Origin of the sequence: Natronomonas moolapensis 8.8.11 (assembly GCF_000591055.1) — an archaeon.
Lineage (GTDB): Archaea > Halobacteriota > Halobacteria > Halobacteriales > Haloarculaceae > Natronomonas > Natronomonas moolapensis.
In genome coordinates this window covers 2,321,425-2,342,908 of the sequence record NC_020388.1, presented here as the reverse complement: position 1 = coordinate 2,342,908, position 21,484 = coordinate 2,321,425, and the positions used below count along the sequence as shown (strand labels likewise).

The following is a 21,484-nucleotide window of genomic DNA, read 5'->3' as shown; positions in this document are numbered from 1 at the left end:
CCCGTATGAAGCACGCGCGGATCGAAACCCAAGATGGCGTTCTCGAGGGGGAGTACGACGACGGGACCGTCCGAACGGACGAGGGGACCTACGAGCCGACCGAGTACGAACTACTCGCGCCGTGTGAGCCGTCCGCCTTCTACTGTGTCGGCCGAAACTTCGGCGAGAAGGTCGAACAGATGGACTACGAGGTCCCGGAGAAACCGGACTTCTTCATCAAGCCGCCGGTCTCGCTGCACGCCCCCGAAACGCCGATTCCGTATCCGAGTTTCACCTCGGAGTTGACATACGCAGGGGAGCTCGCAGCGGTGATCGGGACCGAGTGTAAGAACGTCTCGGAGGAGGACGTCGACGACGTCGTCCGGGGCTATACGATCCTCAACGACCTCGACTGCCTCGACCAGGAGCGGCGGACGGCCCGCAAGGCGTTCGACTCGTCGGGACCGCTCGGTCCGGTCATCGCGGACATCGAGCCGGTCGGGGTGGAGATGACGACGCATATAAACGGCGAACGCCGCCAGGAGGACAACACCGAGAACATGTTCAACAAGCCACGCGAGACGATTTCGTTTCTCTCCGAACGGTTCACCTTCGAGCCGGGCGACGTGATCAGCTTCGGCAGCCCGGCGAACCCCGGCCTCCTCGAGCGTGGCGACGAGATCGAGATCCACTACGAGGGGATCGGGACGCTCAGAAACACCGTCGAGTAGCTCAGCTGATATCGACGACGAGCACCGGTCGGTCGGCCGCTTTGACGACGCGCTCGGTCGTGCTCCCGAGGTTGAGCCGTTTCTCCCGGCCGGTTCGGCCGTGGGTGCCGAGCGTGAGGAGGTCGATATCGGACCCATCGGCGTACGAGAGGATCTCCCGATAGGGGACGCCGTCCGGCGTCGCAGTGGTGACGGCGACGTCGTCGTCCTCGGCTCGGGCGGCCAGGTCCGCGACGGCTTCGGTGGCTTCCTCGGCCAGTTCGGAGCGGACGTCCGATTTGTCTTCGGCGTCGGCGGCGAGAACGACCCGCTGGTCGACGACCGAGATGACGTGCAAGGAAGCGTCGTAGGCGTTTACGGCACCGAGCGCGTGCTTCAGGGCGGCGGCGGCGCGTTCGCTACCGTCCGTCGGCAAAAGGATCGAATCGTACATGCGATGGGGTCCGCGGGCCACCTACTTGAAACGAACCGTCTCGTGGCGGTGGGGGCGTTTCGCCGGGGGCGGTGTGGCTCACCGCTCGAAACCGGGTCGGCATTGAAGCCCGCTCGTCGGGTATCACAGACATGGCTACAGACAACGCGAACGCGGCCGAGGCGCCGACCCGGGAAGCGTACATTACTCCCACTGTCGACTTCGTGATTCTGTTGGCGCTCGCGTGTCTCGTTTCGGTCACCGGCGTTGCAGTTATGACGCTCTGAGCCCAGCATCCAACCGTGAGCGATACGACGGTCGCCGTGATCGGCGGTCGGGATCTTCAGATTTGGGTTTGGGTCGCCGCGATCCTGTTGTACGGAATCGGTGACACCGCAACGACGCTTTGGGGACTCTCCGTGGGCGGGGTTGCGGAGGCAGGGCCGGTCGCTGGGCCCCTCATCGAGGTGTACGGCCCACGTGCTCTGCTTCTCGTTAAAGCGACCGTCTTCGGATCGTTCTATGCGGTTTGGGTGATGCTCCGGACGCCGGGCCGGATCGCAGTTCCGTTGGCGCTCGCTCTCGTTGGCGGCGGCGTCACCGCCTGGAACCTCCTCGTCGTCGCGAGCGTTACCTGACTGCCGCTCGCGCCCCGGGTGGGAACACTGCGTGTGTTTTTTATCGGCCAACGTGTACCCCATCGTATGAACCGGTACGAGCGTTCCGTCGTGGGGCTTCTGCGTCGGGTGTTCAGGAGTTCGATCCCCGGATATCTGACCCTGCTGTTGGGACTCGCGTCGGTCGGGTCGGTGTTCGGGTACGCCTCGGAGTCGATGTACGGCGTCGCCCACGGCATCAATCGCATCGCGTACTGGCACGTCCCGATAGCGGTCGTCGGCGGGATTGCGCTCACAGTTACGTTCCTCGGGTGCGTCCTCTATCTCGTGACCGCGACGCGGTTTTGGGAACAGCTCGCACACGCCTCGGGCGAGATCGGTTTCGTGTTCGTGACGCTGACGCTCGTGACGGGCAGCGTCTGGGGTCGCGTCATCTGGAACACCTGGTGGGACTGGTCCGATATCCGGCTCGTGACGTTCCTGTTCATCTGGTTCATCTATGCCGGCTACTTGATCATCTACTCCGGCGCTGGCGGGTCCGGATCGGTATCGCGGCTCGCGTCGGTGTACGGCGTCGTCGGGTTTATCACGGTCCCGATCTCGTACGCTTCGACGCGGCTGTGGACCGCTAGGCTTCACTCGCCGTCAGTCGGGAACCCCGAAACCGAGGCCACGATCACGGCTTCGGTACTGCTCGTCTCGGTGATTGCGGTGTTGTCGCTGTACGTCTACCTGCTGGGGAGCCGGGTCCGGGTCAGAGAGCTCTCCGCGAGAGTAGACTCGTTGAAACACCGGACAACGACGGAAACACAAAAACCGATGGGGGACGACTGACCCCTCATGGAACCGTTACTCGTCTTCGGCTACGGAACCATCTTCGCGGCGCTCGTCGTATACGTGCTGCACCTCCGCAGCCGGCTCTCGGAGGCCGAACGGCGCCTAGAGGATATCGCCGCCTCAGATCGCGACTCCTAGCCTGTGATCCGGCGAGAAGCGTTCTCCGTCACTCCGCGCGCAGCGTTCGGCTAACCCACCCGGTGGCACCGTTCGGGTACGGCTCGGTCCGCTCTTCGGGTTGCACCGACCCCTCGCCGTCGATCGTCCGCGCGTACACCTCGTGGCTGTCGCGGTCCGGTTCGAACTCGTAGACCCACTGCCGTTCGGTGTCCGGGTCCGGAAGCGGCTGGCTCAACGTCGCTTCGTTCCAGGTCTCGCCGCCGTCGACCGAGACCTCGACGGCCTCGACGCCGCGTGCGCCGGCGTAGGCGTGCCCGCAGATCTGTATCCGCCCGGACGGGCGGTTGATGCGGTCGATCTTCGTGACCGCGTTGACCGGACCCATCCCGTGCCAGCCTTTCTCCTCCCAGTAGCCGCTCTCGTCTTCGGAGATGATCTCGATGTCGGTCAGCCACTTGACGTGGAGCTTCCCCCACCGGTCCGGAACGAGCAGCCGAACCGGGTAGCCGTGGGCCTGCGGCAACTCGAGGCCGTTCATCCCGTAGGCCAACACGGCGTCCTCGAGGTCGGATAGCGGCAGGGAGTACCAGTAGTCGTCGGCGCCGTTCAACATCGCGTACTCGCCGTTGGTGCCGGCCGCCTCGAGGATGTCCTCGACCCGACAACCGGTCCAGACAGCCGTATCCATCGTGTCGCCGTCGATGCCGTCGCTCAGACAGCGAATCGTCTTGTACCGGTGGACGACGTCGTAGCCGAGAACGTCCTCGTAGGAGAGTTCGAGTTCCTCGTCGACGAGTCCGGTGATCGAAAGGCTCCAGGCGTCGGCGTCGACCGAGGGCGGACTCGGGTTGATGTCGACTTTGTAGAACTCGCCGATCTCCGCGATCAGCGGCTTGATGCCCTCGGCGTCGAGTCCGGCCGCCGCCGCCTCCGAGAGCATGTGTTCGGACTGCACCCGGGAGGCGCGCTGTTGGAGCTCCCGTTCGGCGCGCTGGGTCTGATCGCGACGGAGGAGCCCGGCGGCGTGTGCGACGACGTTGAACATCGCGACGCCGCCGACGGCGCGGACGATCGATCGGCGCTCGACATCGACGTCCCCGGAACCGGGCGTCCGACGCAAAAAGTACGCCGCGACGACCCCGCCGACGACGGCGGGAGCGACGACCGCGGCGGCGGAACCGACGATCACGAACGCCCCGAAAAAGACGAGGGCAGCGGCGACGAAAACGCCGACAGGGCGGTTATAAGACGGCAGAGCACGGGATCCGAGGGCGTATCCGCCGACGGCAGCCGCCCCGAGGACGACCGAAAGCAACACGCCCGAAAAGAGCATACTCATCTCGAGAGCAACCGATCCGAACCGCTGGAGTACCCCCGAAACGAACCATCCAGGCAGGTACCCGAGAACGATCCGGTTGAACGAGGAGACGACGAACGATCCACCGGTAGCGTACATCGCAAACGAGGTCGCAACGGCCGAAACCCCGCTGGCGAACAGTGCAACAGCCCTCAGGGACAGTTTGTCGTTCATGATCTGAGTGCGCATCGTCGGTTCCGCTCCGTTTTGTCGGCGGCGGGTCGAGCACTGTCGTCCATCAACAGCGTATCCCGGAAGCGAGCCACCGGCCGATCACGACGGTGCCGACGGGACATCGGTTCCCTCGTAGTCGTTGCCCGTTCCGTTGTAGCTGTGATCGTGCCCCTCGGGAGCGGCGTCCTCACCCTCGTGCGCCCGGACCGTGAGCGAGTCGGCGTGAACGGTCTCGCCGTCGAAGTGGCCCTCCGCGACCACGAGTCGCCCCTTCGACATGGTCTCGGGCATCTGGCCGTCGTAGACGACTGCCTTCGTGTGGTTCGCGTCAGCGACGTCGAACGTGATCCGATCGCCGTCCTGGAGATTGACCACCCGGCCCTCGAGTTTCACCAGGTCGCCTTCGTGGGCGTCGGTCTCCTCGAGGTCCGTCGGGGAGACGAACTCCGCCGTCGCACCCATCGTCGTCGACGCCAGAATCGCCAGGAGGACGACGATTCCGACGCCGCCGCCGATCGCCTTCGCCTTCCGGTTCATACGCCGCATATTATCCATCGGACCACATCAAGCCTTCGTCCAGTACCCGATACCGGGACAGCACCGGGCATCGGGGCTCGCGCACGGTGAATTACAACGCTTAACTTGCGCGTCCGGCTACGTTCGGTATGTCGATCGTCTCGGTTGCCGGTGTCTCGAAGCGCTTCGGCGCACACGTCGGCGTCTCGGACGTCTCCTTCCGGCTCGCCGACGGGGAGCGGGCCGTCGTCGTCGGAGCCAACGGTGCCGGAAAGACGACGCTCATCAGGATGCTCGCGTCGCTATCGCGCCCGACGTCCGGGGAGATCGAGATCGGATCCGAATCGCTCGTCGACGGACGCGCCGGCGTTCGTTCGCGGATCGGCGTGCTCACCCACGAGACGATGCTGTACGAGGACCTCACCGCGCGGGAGAATCTCCGACTCCACGCACGGCTGCACGGCGTCGAGGAGTCGGTCTGTGGGGAACTACTCGAAACGGTCGGTCTCGCCGAACGGGGCAGCGAGCGGGTCGCCGGGTTCTCCCACGGAATGGGAAAGCGCGTCGCCCTCGCCCGCGCGCTGGTTCACGATCCCGACGTGTTGCTTCTCGACGAGCCTTACACCGGTCTCGACCGGGCCTCGCTCGACCGCATCGAGGCGGTTCTGGAGGACCTCGACGACCGGACGGTACTGGCTGCGACCCACGACCTCGAACGCGGCGTCCGGCTGGCCGATCGGGTGTTGTTCATGAACGACGGCCGACTGATCGAAGATGCGAGCGCCGATCGGTTCGCGTCCGTCGAGGCGGCCCTCGAGCGGTACGAACAGCTCTGTCGAGGGCCGGCCGGGAGTGAACGCGGAGCAAGCGACCGGAGCGGGAACGAGAACCGGAGCCGGAACCAGAACCAGAACCGGAACGAGAACGGGTCCGAGGAATGAGCGCCCTCGGCCGGTACGTTCGGGTCGTCTACGAGGTGGCCCGCAAGGACCTGCTGGTCGAAGCTCGAAGCAAGCGGACGATCAACGCCGCGTTCGTCTTCGCGTTGCTCATCGTCGTCGTGTTTTCGTTCGTCTTCGGCGAACAGGTCGACAGCCGCGACATCCTCGCCAGAGGGGCCCTCTGGATCGCCGTTGTCTTCGGTGGCGTCGTCGGGATGAGCCACGCGGTCGCCCGCGAGGGACACAACGGGGCGCTCGACGGGCTCCTCCTCGCCCCGGTGGATCGATCCGCCGTCTACCTCGGAAAGGTCGTGAGTTCGACCGCCTTCGTGGCCGTCGTGGGGGTGTTGAGCACCGGGTTCGTCGTCGTCTTCCTCGATTACGCGTTCCCGCCGGGGACCCTTTCGACGCTCGTCGTCGTCGTGTTCCTGGCTGCGGTGGGATTCAGTTCGGTCGGGGTGTTGGTATCGGTGTTGATGTTGCATACCGGGCTTCGAGAGTCGCTGTTGCCCGTCCTGTTGATCCCGCTCGTCGTCCCCATACTGCTTTCGGGAACCGAACTGACCCGGGTGGCGCTGTCGGCCCCGATGACCTCGGCGTGGTTTCGGATCCTCGTGACATACGACGGGGTGATGTTGCTGGCGGGATGGATGACCTTCGAGTACGTCGTCGAGGGATGAGTGCGCCGAGCACCGACGAGGCGTTGGCGATCGCTCAGCGCGTTCGGAACCAGCCGTCGGCGACGGTGAGTGTCACCATCCCGAACAACATCAACAGGACGCCGAGCCAGATCTGGTTCGCGAGCGGATAGGTGTCGACCGTGATCGTCGCGCCGGGGCCGTTCATCGACCCGACGACGTACGTATCGCCTGTTATGCTGCGCTCTATGATCGGGTCGTTGGTGTTCATTTCGGCGCGGAGATACTCCTGCTCGGCGACGGTCCCCGAGGCCACTCGTCTGTCCCCCTCGTACACCGTCACGTCGAGTTCGTGCGAGGTCACCCGAGGCGTGTGGACCTCCCGTGGTGGGTCCGAGAGCGGTCCCATGTTCGGGCCGTCCGTGTAGACGTAGACTGTTCCGCCGGGGCCGCCGCTGTCGACCTCGAAGACGGTCCCACGAGCGATGACCTCGGTGCCGGCCTCGAACGTGGCGGTGCCGTCGGCGTTCGCCAGCCACACGTCCGACCCGTCGAGACGCGCGACTGCGGTGCCCTCGATGTCGTCCGTCTCGGTTATCTCGCCCCTGACGATCGAGACGTCCTCGTCGACTCGGAGCACCTCCGAGGGCGAACGGGCGGCTTCCTCGATCGTCGGCTCGCCGACAGCCTCGTAGTCGGTTATCTCGACGGTGTACTCCGAGTCGGGGACGTCTTCGACGATCGGCTCGGGGTCGTTTCCGACCTCGTCGACGCCGATGACGGCGACCGACGCCGAGGTCGAAAACAGGTAGACGAACGAGACGGCGACCACGAGCACCGCCGCGCCGATGTGAATCGACACGATCCCGGTCTCGCGGAGTTTGAACGACGTCGAGGGGACGCCGCGGACCCGGGAGACGTACCGGGTGATCCACCCTCCCGCAAAGAACGCTGCCGGCGGAACGATCGAGAGGACGCTCGCGTTCCCGACGACCCGGTAGACCAGCGGATCGAGCGAACTCGGGTCGCTGAGATACCAACTCGGCGTCGGCGCGACGAACGCCCCGACGGCCGTCAGGAGGGCCGCACCGCCCGCCGCGCCGAGTGCGAGTCGGCGTCGTCCGGTATCGAGGAGCGCGTAGAGTCCCCCGGCCAACAGCGTGAGGACGACGACCGGGTAGCTCCAGAGGTTGTAGTGATCTTGGCTGACGCTCACCTCGACGCCGGTCGCCGCGTTTCGGATGACCGGGAACGCGAGCCCCCACATGGATATGAACGCCAACACCGCGAAGGCGAGGACGGCGACGTGGTAGACGGTCCGTCTGCTCAGCCACGACTCGTCCGCCGGTCGGTCCGGTTCATCCGCCGCAAGGAGCCAGTACGCAAGCGGAAGCGCAAGCGCGACAGAACCGGTGACGCCCAGCAAAAAGAGGATGCCGGTCCCGATCCCGCCCGAGGCAAAGGAATGGACGCTCCGGAAGACGCCGCTGCGGACGACGGTCGTCGCGAACACGACGATCGGGAAGGCGAGCGCCGCCGACGCCGGGGCGAACACCGCGTACTCGCCGCTCGTCCGATAGCGGTTGATCGCGTGCAGCGACGCCGTGAGCGCGAGCCACGGGACGAGCACCGCGGTCTCGACGGGGTCCCACGACCAGAAGCCACCCCAGCCGAGCACGCTGTAGGCCCAGATACCGCCGAAGACGATCGCGGCGGTGAGCAGGAGCCACGAGACCCGAAGCCACGTCACCGTGCTCGGCAGCCACGCCTCGAAGACGCTCTCCTCGCCCCGGAACAGCGAGACGAAATGCGCCACGCCAAGGGCGAAGGGGACGATTAAAAGCGAGTACGCCGAGAACGTGATCGGCGGATGGATCGCCATCCACGGATTGACCAACAGCGGGTTCAACCCGTCGCCGTCGGGGGGAACGAAGCCCGACGGCGTGTCGGGAAAGGCAGTCTCGATCGGGGTGAAGGGACTCTGTGCGACCAACATCGTCGCGAAGACGGCGACGATCGACAGCGAGATCCCCTGGACGAGCCGCGAACCGCGCCCTTCGAAGCTGTCGGAGAAGACGGTCCACGCCGCGACCACGGCGGCCAGCGTCGCCCACAGGAGGATCGATCCCTCGTGGCTGGCGTACGCGCCGGTGAACCGGTATAAAATCGGGAGGTAGTCGGCCGTGTTCCGCCAGACGTAGGCGTTCGTGTAGTCGCCGGTGACGAACTGGTAGGTGAGGTAGCTGTGGGCGGCGACCAGCGCCCCGGCGGAGACGCCCGCAGCACCGAGGGTCACGCGGTGGAGGTCGTCGGTTCGGTCGATGTAGCTGTACAACAGAAGTATCGCTGCGAGACTGCTTGCGAACGCCGCGAGAGCTATGAGCGCAGTCCCCGGGGTGGGTATCGTTTGAAGCGAGAGCATCGTATCTTAGGTCGCCGTCGAATCGAGCCCACGGCGGAGTTCGCCGAGGAAGCGATCGCGTTCTACGTAGCCGCCCAGCTCCGAGACGTCCTCGCGGTTGTGGGTGATGATGACGTGTTGTGGCGGGTAGTTCGCGCCGTGTTCGGCCGCCATGTTCGCGCCCGCCCCGGGCTCGTCGAGGTTTATAGCGAGCAGGACGTACTCCTCGAGGACGTCCCGGATGTCCTCGTCTTGATAGTGTTCCTCATCGTAGGTCTGACAATACGTACACCACGTCGTCCAGTAATAGACGAGGACCGGCTTGTCCTGTCGCTCCGCGGCCGAAAGCGCCTCCTCGGGGTCCTCGTTCCACTCGAGGCCGCCCTGATACGTGTACTCGTGATTGCTGAGGACCGGCGCGGCGTTCATCGAGTAGTAGCCGAACCCCAGCACCGCAACGAGCACGACGATCGTCAGTAGCTTTCGTGGCGTCATCGGTCGATCTGGTGTATCGGTGCCTGTCGGTCGGTCGCGTCGATGTCCGTCGTTTCGGTTCGTCGCTCAAATCCTCGTCGGTTCCCGAAGTCGAACAGAAACACAGGACGCGGTCGGCAGCGAGACCGCATGGCCGGATTCGCGTTACTCGAAGCGGCGCGTACGGGCGATGAGCGCGGTCGCGAGCGCCACTGCCAGCGCGACCACGGTCAGTCCCATCGTGAATCCGGGGGTGTCCTCGATGATGCCACCGGAGCCGTCGTCTTGCATCTCGGTGTCCTGCATCTCCGTCGATTCCGCTTCCTGCATCTCCGTCGCCTGGCCGCCCGTCTCGCTCGGATTGACGCCGGAGTCGGCCGGAATCACCGATTCACCGCTCGGTCCCGGGAGCATCGGCATCTCCTGTTCGGGGTGCTCCCCGGAGAGACTCGTCAGGAACGCCCTGATATCCTGGACCTCCTCGTCGGAGAGATCCTCGTTGAGCTGGCAGGCGCCCATCAGTCGGATCATCTCCTCGAGGGTGCGGACGTTCCCCGTGTGGGTGTACGGCGCGGTGTATTCGACGTTTCGCAGCGTCGGCACTTTATAAAGGTACTGGTCGGCGGAGTCGTCGGTGACGCCCATCCGACCGGGGTTCTCCATCAGGCCGTACTCGTCGACGTACTCGGAGCACTGTTCGTTGTTCGGGTACGTCGGATTCGGCTGGTAGACGCCGTTGCCGGATTCGGGCTCGTCCCACTGGCCGCTGAACATCGGCCCGGAGTGACAACTCGTACAACCGAGTTCCTCGAACGTCTCCATGCCGTCGAGTTGCTGCTCGGAGAGCGCGTCGGCGTCACCTTGGACGTACTGATCGTAGGGGCTGTTCGGCGTCACGAGCGTCCGCTCGTAGGCGGCGATGGCGTCGACGGTCCGCTCGAGGGTGATGATGTCCTCGGGGTTCTCGACGTCGGCCTGGTCCCCGTAGACCTCCTGGTAGGCTTCGACGTAGCCGTCCATCGATCGGAGGCGCTCAAGCACCGCGCCGGTGTCGGGCATCCCCATCTCGACGTCGGCGACGAGCGGGCCCTGGGCCTGCTCGGCGAGCGTGTCGGCGCGGCCGTCCCAGAACTGCGTGTGGTGGAACCCGGAGTTCCAGACCGTCGGGGAGTTGACCGGGCCGGTCTGGCCGTGGACGCCCATCGCGGTCGGCCGGCCGTCGTGGCCACCCGGATCCATCACGTTGTGACAGGTGTTACACGAGATGGTCCCGGTCTGGGAGATCCGCGGGTCGAGGTACAACTGTTTGCCGAGTTCGATCTTCGCCTCGGTGTCGTTCTCCCGCTCGATATACTCATAGCCCGGGTGGGCCCGGGTCGGTGGCTCGACCGGCAGTCCGTCCGTCCCGTTGTCCGCCTCGTCCGTCTGTTGGACCTGCGGGGCGGCGTTCGTTTCCGTGTCGTCGGCTGTCGTCGGAGCTCCTGCTGCGGATGCGGCACCCGCCCCTACTCCGGAGAGCAGGAGGAGGCACGCACACAGCACGGCCAGCAGCCGTTGGCGTCTGTTCCGCATATTCAGCCAGTTTATATTCATATGACATAAACGTACGGGTCCTGCACTATCTCAACTCCCGAGACAGTCCCAGTAGATGGGATCGGTGGGCGGAACACCGCTGCGGTCAAAATATAAAGTATCTTTCATCAGCCGCCGGGAGTGCGAGGGGAAACTTTAGGACCGCCCATTCGAATCGCTACTACTGTGTTCCGATCGAACCGGACGTCGACCATCGCAGCGGTACTGCTTTGTCTCGCAGTCGCGGGATGCAGCGGAGCGTTACCCGGCGAGTCGGGGCAGGCCGACGCCGCGGCGCCCGAGGTGGACGTGGCCGACATTGAGGCAAACGCCGACGAACTCGAACGGTACCGCGTCGAACGGACACGGACGCTCCGATCGCCGCGGGTGAACGAAACCATCGAGATCGGTGGGACAGTCGACACCGAATCGCGACGCGCTAGGCTGTCGATGCGGACCGAAACGAACGTCGGCGCCGGAGTCAGAACCAGCGAGACCGAACAGTACGTAGCGGGCGATACGCAGTACACGCGCGACGGCGACGGTGGCGAGTGGGAACGCTCGGAGGGGTCGTGGACCGACACCGAAACGTTCGGCGACGCGGTCGAAACCCTCGAGGGCGCGACGTTCGAACCGATCCGAACCGAGACGATAGACGGCACCGAGACGACCATGTTCCGCGTCAACGTGACGGCGAACCGGCGGGACAAGCTGCTCGGCACCGGAGACGACCAGCACGCGACCTATCGGGTCGAGGATTTCCTCTATTACGTGTTCATCGACACCGAGACGGACACGCTCTACGGGACCGATCTCCGCATGGAGATCAGCCAGGGCGGCGGGGGCGCGGTGTTGACGATCGAGACGGTCTTCACCGGTCACAACGGCGGCTTCGAGGTGTCACCGCCCGACTCGATCGAGCTGTCGGACGACGGGTGACAGCGCGGTCCGACGACCGGTCGTAGCCGGGAGCTGGTTATCGAGCAGTGGCCGGCGCGTCCACCCGCGCGATTGCCTCGGCGACGTCCGGAAGGATGGCTTCGCCGACCTCGTCGACGAACCCGACCGCCCGCACCGCCGACCACCACGACATCGACACGCCACCCCCGCCGTGGCCGTAGTTGTGAACGATGTCGCCGTCCCGCTCGATCCGCATTCCGTCGGCCCGGTAGGGCCGATACCCGTATTTCACGTCGACGGCGTCCCGTTCGATCGGGACGTGCTCGCTCATGATCGCCTCGGTCACCGTGTACAGTCGTTCGGGGATCGTGACCCCGTCGATGGTGATCGGCTTTTCAGGGCGCTCGCCGCGCCACTCGCCGTCGACGATGTCGCCCTCCAGATAGGACCCACCGAAGAGCACCGTCTCCGTTCGCGGATACATATAGGCGTAGTGGTCGTAGTCTGCGGGTGTGTAGGTGTAGGAAAACGGCAGCGGCTCAGGTCCGTCGTACGGCACCTGGAGGATGTGGCCCTTGATCGCCCGCATCGAGTCGTCGCCGAACAACTCGCGGCTCCCGTAGCCGGAGCAATTGAAGACGGTGCCGTCGAGGTCGGCCACCGCCCCGGACGTTACGGTTCGGGTCTCCGTCTCCCCGCCCAACTCGCGGTAGGTGGCGTGTAGCTGTGGGACGTACTCCGGCATCTCGACGAAGTACTCCTCGCAGACGTAGCCGTCGCGGATCTCCGCGCCGGGGCGGGTCGGTACCGCCCCGTCGTGTTCGGAGACATCCGTGACGGCCATCCGGGCCGGGATCGGTTCGTCGTGAGGCTCCTCGTAGAGGTAGTAGTGGGTATGTTTCCGAACCGGAACGCCGTCGGCCTCGTAGAACGGTTCGAACGTCGACTCCGCCCGGGCGATCAGTTCGTCCTCCGAGCACTCGGCCTCGATAGCGACAGGGTATACCGAGGCGGCCGCGTAGTCCGTGGAAACCGTGGGCGTGTCGGCACCGCCGACGTAGGAAAACGAGTCGCTGATCATCCGCGTGTCGTGTCCGAGATACTGGAGAAGGATGCCCGTCGACAGCGCCTGGATCCCGCCGCCGATGATCGTACACTCCATATGTCGGGTCTGTGATCCGGAGTAGTAAGTACCCTATGGTGGGTTCCGGAACTCGGTGTCCGGCCGTGAGGTAGTGCCGTCGAGAAACGGTATTCAACACTTCGAGGCGAAAACTCACGAGTTTAGTCGTTCTCAAAGCGGTACGCGTTCTGATGGGCTAATAAGAACCTCGGTCCTGTGAGCCTGAGCCCACGCTGTGACATCCTCCTCGCTGTCGGGGGAACGTCGCCCTCCGGGAACGTCGCTCAGCGCCGAAATCGCCGGCCGTTTGGTGCAGTACAGCCCACAGGATCTCCGCGCGCACGCGCGCGACGGGTTGAAAGGCATTGAACCCGTACGCAAGTTATGGACAGAGACGAAGCCGCAAGCGATCTGCAAGCGCCGGAGTACGAACGCGTCGACGTGTCGGTGCTGGTCGTCGGGGCCGGCGCAGCCGGCGCCCGGGCGGCGATCGAACTCACACAGCGGGGCGTCGACGACGTGTTGGTGCTCGGCAAGCGCGGCCACGGCGACGCTCACACGACGTGGGCCCGCGGCGGCATCAACGGCGCGCTCGGGACACACGACCCCGAGGACAGCCTGGCGATCCACGCCGCCGACACGCTCAACGAGGGGCACTTCCTCAACGACCCGGAGAAGGTCGAGACCGTGACCGAACAGATGCCCGACCGACTCCGGGAACTCGACGAGTGGGGTATGGCGTTCTCCCGGACCGAGGACGGCGAGATCGACCAGCGGTTCTTCGGCGCCCAGTCGTTCCGCCGGACCGCCTTCGCCGGCGACCACACCGGCGAGTCGATGCTGGACACCCTCGTCGAGAAGGCCCAGTCCCTCGAGATCCCGTACCGCGAGAACGTGATGATCACGAAACTGCTCTCCGACGGCGAGGCGTGTTACGGCGCCGTCGGGTTCGACATGGACACCGGCGAGTTCCTCGTGTTCAACGCCGGAGCCGTCGTCCTCGCGGCGGGCGGACACGCGGCGATCTACAACCGACACACCTCCCGCGACGACGAGAACAACGGCGACGGCGCGGCGCTGGCCTACGATGCGGGCGCGACGCTCATGGACATGGAGTTCGTCCAGTTTCATCCAACCGGGATGGCGGTCGACGAGGACGACCCCGAGTGGGAGCCCTGGAGCGGCCGGCTTGTCACCGAGGCCGTCCGCGGCGAGGGGGGACGGCTCTACAACGCCGACGGCGAGCGCTTCATGGAGCGGTACTCGCCGGACCAGATGGAACTCGACGCCCGCGACGTCGTGGCCCGGGCGATCGCACAGGAGATCGCAGAGGGGCGCGGCACCGAGAACGGCGGCGTCTATCTCGATCTCTCCCACCGCGAGGCCGAGTTCATCGAAACGCGGCTCCCGCGGATGTACGGGCGCTTTGCCGACCTCGGCGTCGACATGGCGGAGGAACCGGTCGAGGTCGCTCCGACGGCCCACTACGGGATGGGCGGCGTCCGCGTCGACGAACACGGCGAGACCGGCGTCGACGGGCTGTTCGCGATCGGCGAGACGATGGCCGGTGTCCACGGGGCGAACCGCCTCGGCGGGAACTCGCTCGCGGAGACAGTCGCATACGGCGTCGTCGCGGGCGAACGCGTCGCCGAACGGGTCGACGGACCCGGAGTGATTCCCGGGGAGGTACACGAGGGGACCGTCCGACCACACCTCGGCGGGCTCGCCGCGATAGCCGACACGGACGGCGCCCACGAAGTCGAGTCGCTCCTCGCCGAGTTGCGGGACCTGCTGTGGGAACACGCCGGCATCCTCCGAGACGAGGCGTCGCTGCGGGCGGGACTCGACGGGCTCGGCGACATCGGACGGCGGGCGGGCGACATAGACGTCGGGGGCGTGACGAGTCGCTCCTTCGAGTTCGCCGTCGACCTCGGATTTATGTTGACAGCCGCCGAGGCCGTCCTTCGGGGCGCGCTCGAACGCACGGAGTCCCGCGGCGCACACTACCGGACGGACCACCCCGACATCGACCCCGAGTTGCAGTGCAGCATCTGTCTCGACGGCGCCGATATCGGCGGGATGCTCTCGCGTACGGAGCCCGTCGGCGCCCCCAGCGAGGCCGTACAGGCGGCTCTCGACGAGGGGCACGAACTAGACTACCACCAACTCGAGTAGCGCCCGCCCGGGCGGCGACGCCGGCACTCCATCGCGGCTCGGCCGGCGAGTCAAAAGGGGAACAGCGACTCGGCGTCCACGTCGCGTTCTAAGAGTTCAATCTCGTGGCCCTCGAAGTCCTCGGCGAACGCGTACATGTCCTCGCAGTCCGCGGGGTCGCGGGCTTCCGGGACCTCCCGACGCGTCAGTCGCTCCCAGTCGTCGTGGAGGTCGTCGACACGGACACAGAGATGGCCCCACCCGTCACCGTGGGTGTAGCTCCGGCCGTCGTAGTTGTAGGTCAACTCGAGGCTCATCGCGTCCTCGGGGGCGTCCTCGGGTTCGACGAAGAAGTTCGCGAACGTGTCGGCCTCCCAGCGGCTGACCACCTCGTACTCGAACTTCCGGACCCAGTAGCCGAGCGCCGCGTCGGCGTCCTCGACTCTGATCATCGTGTGATCGAGGCTCCACGGCGACCCCTGTGGGCGCTCGACGAGTTCGATTTCGTGGCCGTCCGGGTCCGTCACGAACGCGTACCGGCCGCCACAGGACTCGGGATCGCGGTAATCCTCGACGCCGCCGTCCATCAGCCCCTCGTAAGCGGCCTCGAGATCCCGGACGCGGACCGCGATGTGGCCCCACGCGTCACCAATTTCGACCTCGTCTTGGCCCTCGTTGCTCGTCAATTCCAACATCGCCTCGTCGTCGCCCATAGCCTCCGGGCCGAGGTAGACGATGCTGAACCCATCGCCGTCGTGGCGGTCCTTGCGTTCGTAGTCTAAGTGCGTCTCGTACCAGTCGATCGACGCCTCGAGGTCGCCGACGCGCATCATCGTGTGATCGAGTAGCCCCGTCATGGTCGGTAGGTCGACGCTCGAATATAAAAAACGTGCGTCGATCGGGTGCCGTCGGGGGCATCTCCGGCGGCCGGCGAAGCGGCGTTCACCGGCGGGCGACGCCAGTATTTGAATCGTGTGCAAGACGCTTCGGGCGGCCGATCACCACAGCGGCCACGACTATCTTTTTTCGAGGAGAGGATCCCGTCGTTTACGGCGTTGACGAGAGCGAAGCTCTCGTTCGCACACCAGAACGCGAACCGTTCTGGGGACGGGGAGTGAATCCGACAATTCGGATACATCCGTAATCGACAGCAACACGGATATTTAGGTGGTATCGTGGCGTCGTATGAACTACTCCGAGGCGCGTACATCGCCCTCTCAAATGCACAGTATCGGGAGTCCGAGATCCAGAACGTTCGAGACACCCATCTCGAACCGCTGTGGTGTCTCGATCACAAGATAACTCCGAATCCCTTGCCGGGATAAGAGTAACGGCGGTGTGGTCCCGCCATCGACCCGTCATACCGACAGGCCCTAAACCAGCAAATATCCCACCTCAGCGGTGCGGTACCGTGGGAAGCCTCGCCGTTTGCGGCGAGGAGGAGGTCACGCGGAGCCGTTTTTATTCATCGTCGTCATCGTCGTCATCGTCGTCATCGTCGTCATCGTCGTCATCGTCGTCATCGTCGTCATCGTCGTCATCGTCGTCATCGTCGTCATCGTCGTCATCGTCGTCATCGCCGTCATCGTCGTCACCGTCACCGTCGTCATCGTCGTCACCGTCACCGTCGTCAGGCCTGACCGTCTCTCGACAGACGACCGAATCGGGCGTGACGAGGACGACGTCGGTTTCGTTCGACACGGAGCCGCTGTGTATGGTCTCTCCCGGCTCGAAGCGACCGTCCGCGTCCCCCTGGACTCGGGCCACGTCCTGCCGTTCCGAGGACTCGTTCCGATGTATCGTCTCGAGACCGTCCACGTCGAGGGATTCCCCGCCGGCGTGCGTGACAATAACGTCACCGTCCTCGGTTCCGATGTCGCAGTCGACGAGCGGCGTCTCGTCGGCCATCCGATCGGTGACGTTCAGGATCGCGAGACCGCCAACGGTCGAGAGCGTGACAATCAACAGCCCGGCTAACAGAAGGCTGCCGACGACTTCCGACTGTCCGCGCTGTCGAGTGTGATCGGTCACGTCGCTCGTAGCCGAGTTATCGCCTTCTCGGGTAAAATACTGTCTCGGTTTCACAGGCGGATGTCACTCCGAGGCGCACTCGACGCCGGTGATCTCGAAGCGCGCCCCGCCGTCGTCGCTCTCGGTGACACGGATGTCCCACCCGTGGCCCTCGACGATCCCCTGGACGATACTGAGACCGAACCCGGTGCCGTCCTCGTTCGTCGAGTGGCCCGCGTCGAACACCGTCTCGCGGTCGGCCTCGGGGATGCCGGGGCCGTCGTCGGCGACGTAGAAGCCGTCCGCCCCCGGGAGGTCGCCGATCCGAACGGTCACGTCGGGACCACCGTGCTCTATCGAGTTCCGAACAAGGTTCTCGAAAACCCGCTTGAGCCGGCTCTCGTCGGCCAGTATCGACCGGTCGGTATCGACGTCCAGAGTCGCCTCGGCAGTGTCGACGTTCGACCAACACTCTTGTGCGAGCGCCGCGAGGTCGACGACGCCGGGATCGGTCACCGCCGCGCCCTCCCGGGCGAGCGTGAGCAGGTCCTCGATCAGTGCCGCCATCCGATCGTGGGCGTTTCGAACGTGGGCTATGTGCTCGCTGTCGCAGGTCTCGGCGACGAGCTCCAGCCGGCCCTGGGCGACGTTCAGCGGGTTCCGGAGATCGTGTGAGAGGACGGTGGCGAACTCCTCGAGGCGCTCGTTTTGCCGCTCGAGCTTTCGGATCTGTGCTTCGTCGGTGATATCTAAAAACAACGCGTGCGTGCCGACGACGTTGCCGTCTCGATCGCGTCTGGGAGCCGCCTGGAGCACCGTGAGCGTCTCCGTCCCGTCGCGGGCCACGAGCGTCCGCTGCTCGCGGACGAACTCGCCCGCCAACGCGCGGTCGTAACCGCCTTCGAGGAGCTGTTCGGCGGAACGGTCGGTGTAGTGCTCGGCCAGCAGCGTCCCGCGCAGCTCCTCGCGGGTGTACCCGAGGTGCTCGGCGAACGCCCCGTTGCAGTCTTCGATGATCGGCTCGTCTTCGGTCGCCTCGGTGAACACGATCATCACAGGGGCCTCCTCGAAGAGGGTCCGATACTGGTCGGTGTACTGTCGCTGGAGTTCGATCCGGCGATAAGCGTGGGCGATGGTCTTGCCGGTGCTCGCGAGCAGCCGCTGCTCCCGGTCGTCGAAGGCGTCGGGGCGGTCCGCGTAAACGTTTAACACGCCGTAGAGCGTCCCATCGTAGACCAGTGGGACGGCCGCACTAGAGCGGTAGCCGCGGTCGAGGGCCTGCTCGCGCCAAGGCTCGTAGGCCGGATCCTCACAGACGTTCTGTACCACCGCGACCTCGCGGCTCCGGACGGCCCGTCCGGTCGGGCCGAGCCCGGTCGGACGCTCGTCGGTCCGTATCTCGATCGTGTCGAGGTACGCCTCGGCGACGCCGGCCGAACTCCGGGGCTCGACCGTCCGCGAGTCGCGGTCGTGCTCGCCGATCCAGGCGAAGCGGTACGGCTCCGCGTCGCTGAGGATGGCACAGACGCGCTCGTCGATCTCCGCTCGCGTCGTCGCACGGGCGAGCGCCTCGTCGAGGGCCTTGACGACGCGGCCGACCCGCCGGGCTTTTGCTGACTGCCGGGTGGCTCGGGCCCGAGCGACCGCGTTTTGGATTCGGGCCGAGAGCACGGCGTGTCGATCGAGCACCTCCTCGTTCGAGACACAGTCCGTCGCGCCGGCCTGCAACGCCCGTTCGGCGACCGCTTCGGATCGACGGTCGGCGTGGAGGACAAACGGTAGATCGGGAGCGGATTCGCGGACAGCCTCGAGAAACGAGAGCCCATCGCCATCGGGGAGGTCGTGGCCGGCGACGACGCAGTCCACGTCGCCGTCGACCATCGATTCTAGCCCCTCCTCGGGGGTGTTCGCGGTGTCGACGGCGAACTGATCGCCCTCGCGTTCGAGGGCCGAGGCGACGACGTCCGTGACCGACGGATCGCCGACGTGGAGGACGTGGATCGTGTCCGTGGACGGGGCCATGGTCGAGTCGTTGGTGGCCGTCAGGGCTACTACGGATTAAAACCTGTATATTTGTCCGAACCGGTGGTTGAATGTGTGGTTGGGGAATCGGTGGGCTGTTCTGCGTGGATTATATCATGGTTGTGTTGGTTTCTTCCCCGCCCGACTGCGTCCTCAGAAATCTCCGATTTCTGATGTGCGAACGAGAGCTTGCTCTCGTTAACGCTACTCGCCTCGCGGCTGCGTTGCCCGTTGAACACGGGGCATCCACCTCGCAATCAGGTGAACGGCTGCCGATAATGTACCGCCTCGATTCCGTATCCCGACTCCCGCCGGATCGGCAGCAGTGACACACATCGGCGGACGCGTTTTGTATGGGCGCGATATATAAAAAGCTACGATGACAAAAGCAGCAATCGTGATCCTCGCCGGCAACGAATCGCACTCTGATTACGGCCGCCTCGCGAACGGGCTGGAGGCCGCAAAGGAGTTCGTCGAAGCCGACGGCGACGAGGTCGAGGTGATTTTCGATGGCGCGGGCACCCAGTGGATCCCGGAACTCGAAGCGGAGGACAGCGACTACCACGAACTGTACCTGTCGGTCCGCGACGACGCTGCGGTCTGTGACTACTGTTCGGAGGCGTTCGGTGTCTCCGAGACCGTCGAGGACGCGGGCATCACCGTGCTCGGCGAGTACGACGGCCACCCCAGCATCCGGTCGCTCGTCGACGACGACTACGAGATCATCACGTTCTAGCGCCGTTCGGCCGCGGGATGTGAGTGTGTCGACCGTTCCGTACGATCTCGTCCGCACCCGACGGCGGTTCCGCCTGCTCCGGAGGTCACGCGGGGGCCGCTACCGAGGTCGGCTGCGTGGCGAATACATTTGAGACAACCTTTTTTGACGCCTTGCCACAGTTTCACCCGCATGAATATGGGTGAACATAAAATCCCGGCGTTCGACGCGAACCGAACACCGCCCGGGACCCGTCCGTCCCGGTCCATCGACTGTGACCACCGCACCGAGGAGTCGGCGTGACCGCGACCGATTTCGACGTGGAGCGGGCGTACGACGACGACCGGTTCTCGGCCGTCGGCGTGTTCGGCAGCGATCGGATGAAGGTCGTCTGTGGCTACTTCGAGCCGGGGCAGTTCATCCCGGTTCACGCCCCCTCGAGCGACGTCGCGATCCACGTCCAATCCGGGCGCGGGATCGTTCGCGACGGTGCCGAAGAACACAGCGTCGAAGCGGGCGACGTGGTCGTCGTCGAAGCGGACGTCGACCGAGCCATCAAGGCCGACGCCGACTCGCGCCTAGAGGCGTTTCTCGTCACCGCGCCGCCGCCCACGGACGCCGAACACGAACCGGTCCGCCGGGGGCTTCGAACGGACGACGTCGATCCGGGGGGCGAGTGACCGGGACGGACACACCGGGGAACCGGCCGCGGCGATGCGGCCCCCGCCCCGATCAGTCGTGGCGGATTTCGACGTGCCAGCGCTCCGGCTCGGGGTTCGTCGTCTCGTAGGTGAACCCCCGCTTCTCGAGAACGCCGTAGAGTGGCTGCGGTTCGAAGCTGTTTATCAACAGGAGGCTCTCGTCCGTGGGGAGATCCGCCACGGCGTCCATGATCTCGCCGAACGGTTCGCCGTCGATGTCCCGGACGTCCAGTTCCCGGTCCGTCCCGGGTCGATCATTGCTCATACCGAGAGGCGGGCTCGGTGCCGGGTATACGTTGTCCCGAAACCGTTCGGGACGGCCGATCCCACCGTGCGGTCGCCGGGCGAGGGTCCTCCGCTGGCGCGTCTCAGAACGGCGCGTCGGGGGGGTCGGGATCCGGGCCGGGGTCGGGATCCGGGCCGGCGCCGGCGCCCTCGGGGCGCGGCTCGGATCCCTCCAACGCGCGCTCTATCCGTTCGGCGTCGGAGGGTCCCGCTTCCGGGTCGACCGAAGCGTCGCCGGCGCGATACGCCGCCTCGATCGCCTCGAGTTCCTCGTTGATCGATTCGCTCCGGTGGTGCATCGGGGCTGCCCGGACGCGGACGAGGTCGTACTCGTGTCGCTCCGAGAGGCCGTTCCAGGCCCGGAAGGACCCGATCGTCAGCGTGTGCGTCTGGGGACAAAAGGGGGTCGTCGGCGTGAACTCCGCGCGCAGCACCGACGGGTCGTCGCGCTGTCTCGCGTACCGATAGCCGGCGCTCGCGTGGCGGGTATCCAGGTTCAGCCGCGCCAAGTTGTAATCGAACGTCATGTCGTAGACCGTCCGCTCCTCGAAGAGGTCGCGGGTCGCTCTGTGAAACGCGGCGTGTGCCTCGTCGGTCAGGACGTCGTGTCCCTCGAGGAACCGACCCGGTTCCGGAAGGTGCTCGGGGACGAACCCGTCGTAGTCGTCGAACAGCGATTCGTCGGTTCCGAACGGGGATGGGAAGCCTCGCATACGTCGACCTGCTCGGCGAACCCACCTACGCTTGCTCCCGGAGATGTTCGCCCCCGGACGGATGCTCGCCCCCGGGACGAACGCACGCGCCG

Annotated in this window: 23 protein-coding genes; 11 read left to right on the top strand and 12 right to left on the bottom strand. The window is 65.5% G+C overall.

Features of this window, described 5'->3' with window-relative positions; genetic code table 11:
* Window positions 1–5 precede the first annotated feature (5 nt).
* The gene (locus NMLP_RS11310) at window positions 6–710 is read left to right on the top strand and encodes a fumarylacetoacetate hydrolase family protein (RefSeq protein ID WP_015410251.1); all 705 of its coding nucleotides are present in this window, start codon (window positions 6–8) and stop codon (window positions 708–710) included.
* A gap of 1 nt (window position 711) precedes the next feature.
* Here NMLP_RS11310 and NMLP_RS11305 read toward each other — a convergent pair whose 3' ends face one another.
* Window positions 712–1,143: a universal stress protein gene (locus NMLP_RS11305; RefSeq protein ID WP_015410250.1), complete on the bottom strand. Its 432-nt coding sequence runs from the start codon at window positions 1,141–1,143 to the stop codon at window positions 712–714.
* A 131-nt stretch (window positions 1,144–1,274) separates the two neighbouring features.
* On the opposite strand from NMLP_RS11305, the gene NMLP_RS16020 reads away from it, so the two are divergent.
* From NMLP_RS16020 to NMLP_RS11290, 4 genes are all read left to right on the top strand, one after another.
* Window positions 1,275–1,409, top strand: coding sequence for a hypothetical protein (locus NMLP_RS16020; protein WP_269453326.1), 135 nt, complete (start codon window positions 1,275–1,277; stop codon window positions 1,407–1,409).
* Window positions 1,410–1,424: 15 nt separating this feature from the next.
* Window positions 1,425–1,760, top strand: coding sequence for a hypothetical protein (locus NMLP_RS11300; RefSeq protein ID WP_049926501.1), 336 nt, complete (start codon window positions 1,425–1,427; stop codon window positions 1,758–1,760).
* A gap of 66 nt (window positions 1,761–1,826) precedes the next feature.
* Entirely contained in the window at window positions 1,827–2,573 is a 747-nt protein-coding gene (locus NMLP_RS11295) for a cytochrome c biogenesis protein (RefSeq protein ID WP_015410247.1), read from the top strand.
* A 6-nt stretch (window positions 2,574–2,579) separates the two neighbouring features.
* On the top strand, window positions 2,580–2,714 hold the full coding sequence (locus NMLP_RS11290; protein WP_015410246.1) for a CcmD family protein: 135 nt from the start codon (window positions 2,580–2,582) through the stop codon (window positions 2,712–2,714).
* 28 nt (window positions 2,715–2,742) lie between these two features.
* Here the strand turns inward: NMLP_RS11290 and NMLP_RS11285 are convergent, their stop codons facing one another.
* Window positions 2,743–4,227, bottom strand: coding sequence for a molybdopterin-dependent oxidoreductase (locus NMLP_RS11285; protein WP_049926499.1), 1,485 nt, complete (start codon window positions 4,225–4,227; stop codon window positions 2,743–2,745).
* 99 nt (window positions 4,228–4,326) lie between these two features.
* Window positions 4,327–4,764 (bottom strand): cytochrome c maturation protein CcmE domain-containing protein, encoded by a 438-nt coding sequence (locus tag NMLP_RS11280; RefSeq protein WP_015410244.1) that lies wholly within the window; start codon window positions 4,762–4,764, stop codon window positions 4,327–4,329.
* Between the two features lie 128 nt (window positions 4,765–4,892).
* On the opposite strand from NMLP_RS11280, the gene NMLP_RS11275 reads away from it, so the two are divergent.
* Window positions 4,893–5,684 (top strand): ABC transporter ATP-binding protein, encoded by a 792-nt coding sequence (locus NMLP_RS11275; RefSeq protein WP_015410243.1) that lies wholly within the window; start codon window positions 4,893–4,895, stop codon window positions 5,682–5,684.
* Window positions 5,681–6,364 (top strand): heme exporter protein CcmB, encoded by a 684-nt coding sequence (locus NMLP_RS11270; RefSeq protein WP_015410242.1) that lies wholly within the window; start codon window positions 5,681–5,683, stop codon window positions 6,362–6,364. The genes NMLP_RS11275 and NMLP_RS11270 overlap by 4 nt, the downstream gene beginning before the upstream one ends.
* Window positions 6,365–6,398: 34 nt before the next feature.
* On the opposite strand, the gene ccsA is transcribed toward NMLP_RS11270, so the two are convergent.
* From ccsA to NMLP_RS11255, 3 genes are all read right to left on the bottom strand, one after another.
* Entirely contained in the window at window positions 6,399–8,744 is a 2,346-nt protein-coding gene (gene ccsA / locus NMLP_RS11265) for a cytochrome c biogenesis protein CcsA (protein ID WP_015410241.1), read from the bottom strand.
* 6 nt (window positions 8,745–8,750) lie between these two features.
* Complete coding sequence (locus NMLP_RS11260) at window positions 8,751–9,218, bottom strand: thioredoxin family protein (protein ID WP_015410240.1); 468 nt, start codon at window positions 9,216–9,218, stop codon at window positions 8,751–8,753.
* 144 nt (window positions 9,219–9,362) lie between these two features.
* Window positions 9,363–10,769: a cytochrome-c peroxidase gene (locus tag NMLP_RS11255; protein WP_015410239.1), complete on the bottom strand. Its 1,407-nt coding sequence runs from the start codon at window positions 10,767–10,769 to the stop codon at window positions 9,363–9,365.
* Between the two features lie 186 nt (window positions 10,770–10,955).
* Between NMLP_RS11255 and NMLP_RS11250 the strand changes: the two genes are divergently transcribed.
* Complete coding sequence (locus tag NMLP_RS11250) at window positions 10,956–11,708, top strand: hypothetical protein (RefSeq protein WP_015410238.1); 753 nt, start codon at window positions 10,956–10,958, stop codon at window positions 11,706–11,708.
* Between the two features lie 37 nt (window positions 11,709–11,745).
* Here the strand turns inward: NMLP_RS11250 and NMLP_RS11245 are convergent, their stop codons facing one another.
* Window positions 11,746–12,831, bottom strand: a complete 1,086-nt coding sequence (locus NMLP_RS11245) for an FAD-dependent oxidoreductase (protein ID WP_015410237.1) — start codon at window positions 12,829–12,831, stop codon at window positions 11,746–11,748.
* Between the two features lie 345 nt (window positions 12,832–13,176).
* Here NMLP_RS11245 and NMLP_RS11240 point away from each other — a divergent pair, with 345 nt between their 5' ends.
* A complete protein-coding gene (locus NMLP_RS11240) occupies window positions 13,177–14,967 on the top strand; it encodes an L-aspartate oxidase (RefSeq protein WP_015410236.1) in 1,791 nt (596 codons plus the stop codon).
* Between the two features lie 50 nt (window positions 14,968–15,017).
* On the opposite strand, the gene NMLP_RS11235 is transcribed toward NMLP_RS11240, so the two are convergent.
* The 3 genes from NMLP_RS11235 to NMLP_RS11225 form a co-directional block, all read right to left on the bottom strand.
* A complete protein-coding gene (locus tag NMLP_RS11235) occupies window positions 15,018–15,803 on the bottom strand; it encodes a VOC family protein (protein ID WP_015410235.1) in 786 nt (261 codons plus the stop codon).
* 604 nt (window positions 15,804–16,407) lie between these two features.
* Entirely contained in the window at window positions 16,408–16,977 is a 570-nt protein-coding gene (locus tag NMLP_RS16215) for a type IV pilin (RefSeq protein WP_084260808.1), read from the bottom strand.
* A 63-nt stretch (window positions 16,978–17,040) separates the two neighbouring features.
* A complete protein-coding gene (locus NMLP_RS11225; protein ID WP_015410232.1) occupies window positions 17,041–18,978 on the bottom strand; it encodes a receiver/sensor box histidine kinase in 1,938 nt (645 codons plus the stop codon).
* A 379-nt stretch (window positions 18,979–19,357) separates the two neighbouring features.
* Here NMLP_RS11225 and NMLP_RS11220 point away from each other — a divergent pair, with 379 nt between their 5' ends.
* Both NMLP_RS11220 and NMLP_RS11215 read left to right on the top strand, forming a co-directional pair.
* Window positions 19,358–19,714 (top strand): DsrE family protein, encoded by a 357-nt coding sequence (locus NMLP_RS11220; RefSeq protein WP_015410231.1) that lies wholly within the window; start codon window positions 19,358–19,360, stop codon window positions 19,712–19,714.
* A 278-nt stretch (window positions 19,715–19,992) separates the two neighbouring features.
* The gene (locus NMLP_RS11215; RefSeq protein ID WP_015410230.1) at window positions 19,993–20,373 is read left to right on the top strand and encodes a cupin domain-containing protein; all 381 of its coding nucleotides are present in this window, start codon (window positions 19,993–19,995) and stop codon (window positions 20,371–20,373) included.
* Window positions 20,374–20,425: 52 nt separating this feature from the next.
* Here the strand turns inward: NMLP_RS11215 and NMLP_RS11210 are convergent, their stop codons facing one another.
* Both NMLP_RS11210 and NMLP_RS11205 read right to left on the bottom strand, forming a co-directional pair.
* Window positions 20,426–20,659 carry a DUF2249 domain-containing protein gene (locus NMLP_RS11210; protein WP_015410229.1) on the bottom strand — a complete coding sequence of 78 codons (234 nt, stop codon included), beginning with the start codon at window positions 20,657–20,659 and terminating at the stop codon, window positions 20,426–20,428.
* Between the two features lie 103 nt (window positions 20,660–20,762).
* Entirely contained in the window at window positions 20,763–21,392 is a 630-nt protein-coding gene (locus NMLP_RS11205; protein ID WP_015410228.1) for a hypothetical protein, read from the bottom strand.
* Window positions 21,393–21,484 lie beyond the last annotated feature (92 nt).

Bases quoted from the DNA above. Each gene is read 5' to 3' on its own strand.
- NMLP_RS11310 (WP_015410251.1), top strand. From the start codon at position 6: ATGAAGCACGCGCGGATCGAAACCCAAGATGGCGTTCTCGAGGGGGAG.
- NMLP_RS11305 (WP_015410250.1), bottom strand. From the start codon at position 1,143: ATGTACGATTCGATCCTTTTGCCGACGGACGGTAGCGAACGCGCCGCC.
- NMLP_RS16020 (WP_269453326.1), top strand. From the start codon at position 1,275: ATGGCTACAGACAACGCGAACGCGGCCGAGGCGCCGACCCGGGAAGCG.
- NMLP_RS11295 (WP_015410247.1), top strand. From the start codon at position 1,827: ATGAACCGGTACGAGCGTTCCGTCGTGGGGCTTCTGCGTCGGGTGTTC.
- NMLP_RS11290 (WP_015410246.1), top strand. From the start codon at position 2,580: ATGGAACCGTTACTCGTCTTCGGCTACGGAACCATCTTCGCGGCGCTC.
- NMLP_RS11285 (WP_049926499.1), bottom strand. From the start codon at position 4,227: ATGAACGACAAACTGTCCCTGAGGGCTGTTGCACTGTTCGCCAGCGGG.
- NMLP_RS11280 (WP_015410244.1), bottom strand. From the start codon at position 4,764: ATGAACCGGAAGGCGAAGGCGATCGGCGGCGGCGTCGGAATCGTCGTC.
- NMLP_RS11275 (WP_015410243.1), top strand. From the start codon at position 4,893: ATGTCGATCGTCTCGGTTGCCGGTGTCTCGAAGCGCTTCGGCGCACAC.
- NMLP_RS11270 (WP_015410242.1), top strand. From the start codon at position 5,681: ATGAGCGCCCTCGGCCGGTACGTTCGGGTCGTCTACGAGGTGGCCCGC.
- ccsA (WP_015410241.1), bottom strand. From the start codon at position 8,744: ATGCTCTCGCTTCAAACGATACCCACCCCGGGGACTGCGCTCATAGCT.
- NMLP_RS11260 (WP_015410240.1), bottom strand. From the start codon at position 9,218: ATGACGCCACGAAAGCTACTGACGATCGTCGTGCTCGTTGCGGTGCTG.
- NMLP_RS11255 (WP_015410239.1), bottom strand. From the start codon at position 10,769: ATGCGGAACAGACGCCAACGGCTGCTGGCCGTGCTGTGTGCGTGCCTC.
- NMLP_RS11245 (WP_015410237.1), bottom strand. From the start codon at position 12,831: ATGGAGTGTACGATCATCGGCGGCGGGATCCAGGCGCTGTCGACGGGC.
- NMLP_RS11240 (WP_015410236.1), top strand. From the start codon at position 13,177: ATGGACAGAGACGAAGCCGCAAGCGATCTGCAAGCGCCGGAGTACGAA.
- NMLP_RS11235 (WP_015410235.1), bottom strand. From the start codon at position 15,803: ATGACGGGGCTACTCGATCACACGATGATGCGCGTCGGCGACCTCGAG.
- NMLP_RS11225 (WP_015410232.1), bottom strand. From the start codon at position 18,978: ATGGCCCCGTCCACGGACACGATCCACGTCCTCCACGTCGGCGATCCG.
- NMLP_RS11220 (WP_015410231.1), top strand. From the start codon at position 19,358: ATGACAAAAGCAGCAATCGTGATCCTCGCCGGCAACGAATCGCACTCT.
- NMLP_RS11210 (WP_015410229.1), bottom strand. From the start codon at position 20,659: ATGAGCAATGATCGACCCGGGACGGACCGGGAACTGGACGTCCGGGAC.
- NMLP_RS11205 (WP_015410228.1), bottom strand. From the start codon at position 21,392: ATGCGAGGCTTCCCATCCCCGTTCGGAACCGACGAATCGCTGTTCGAC.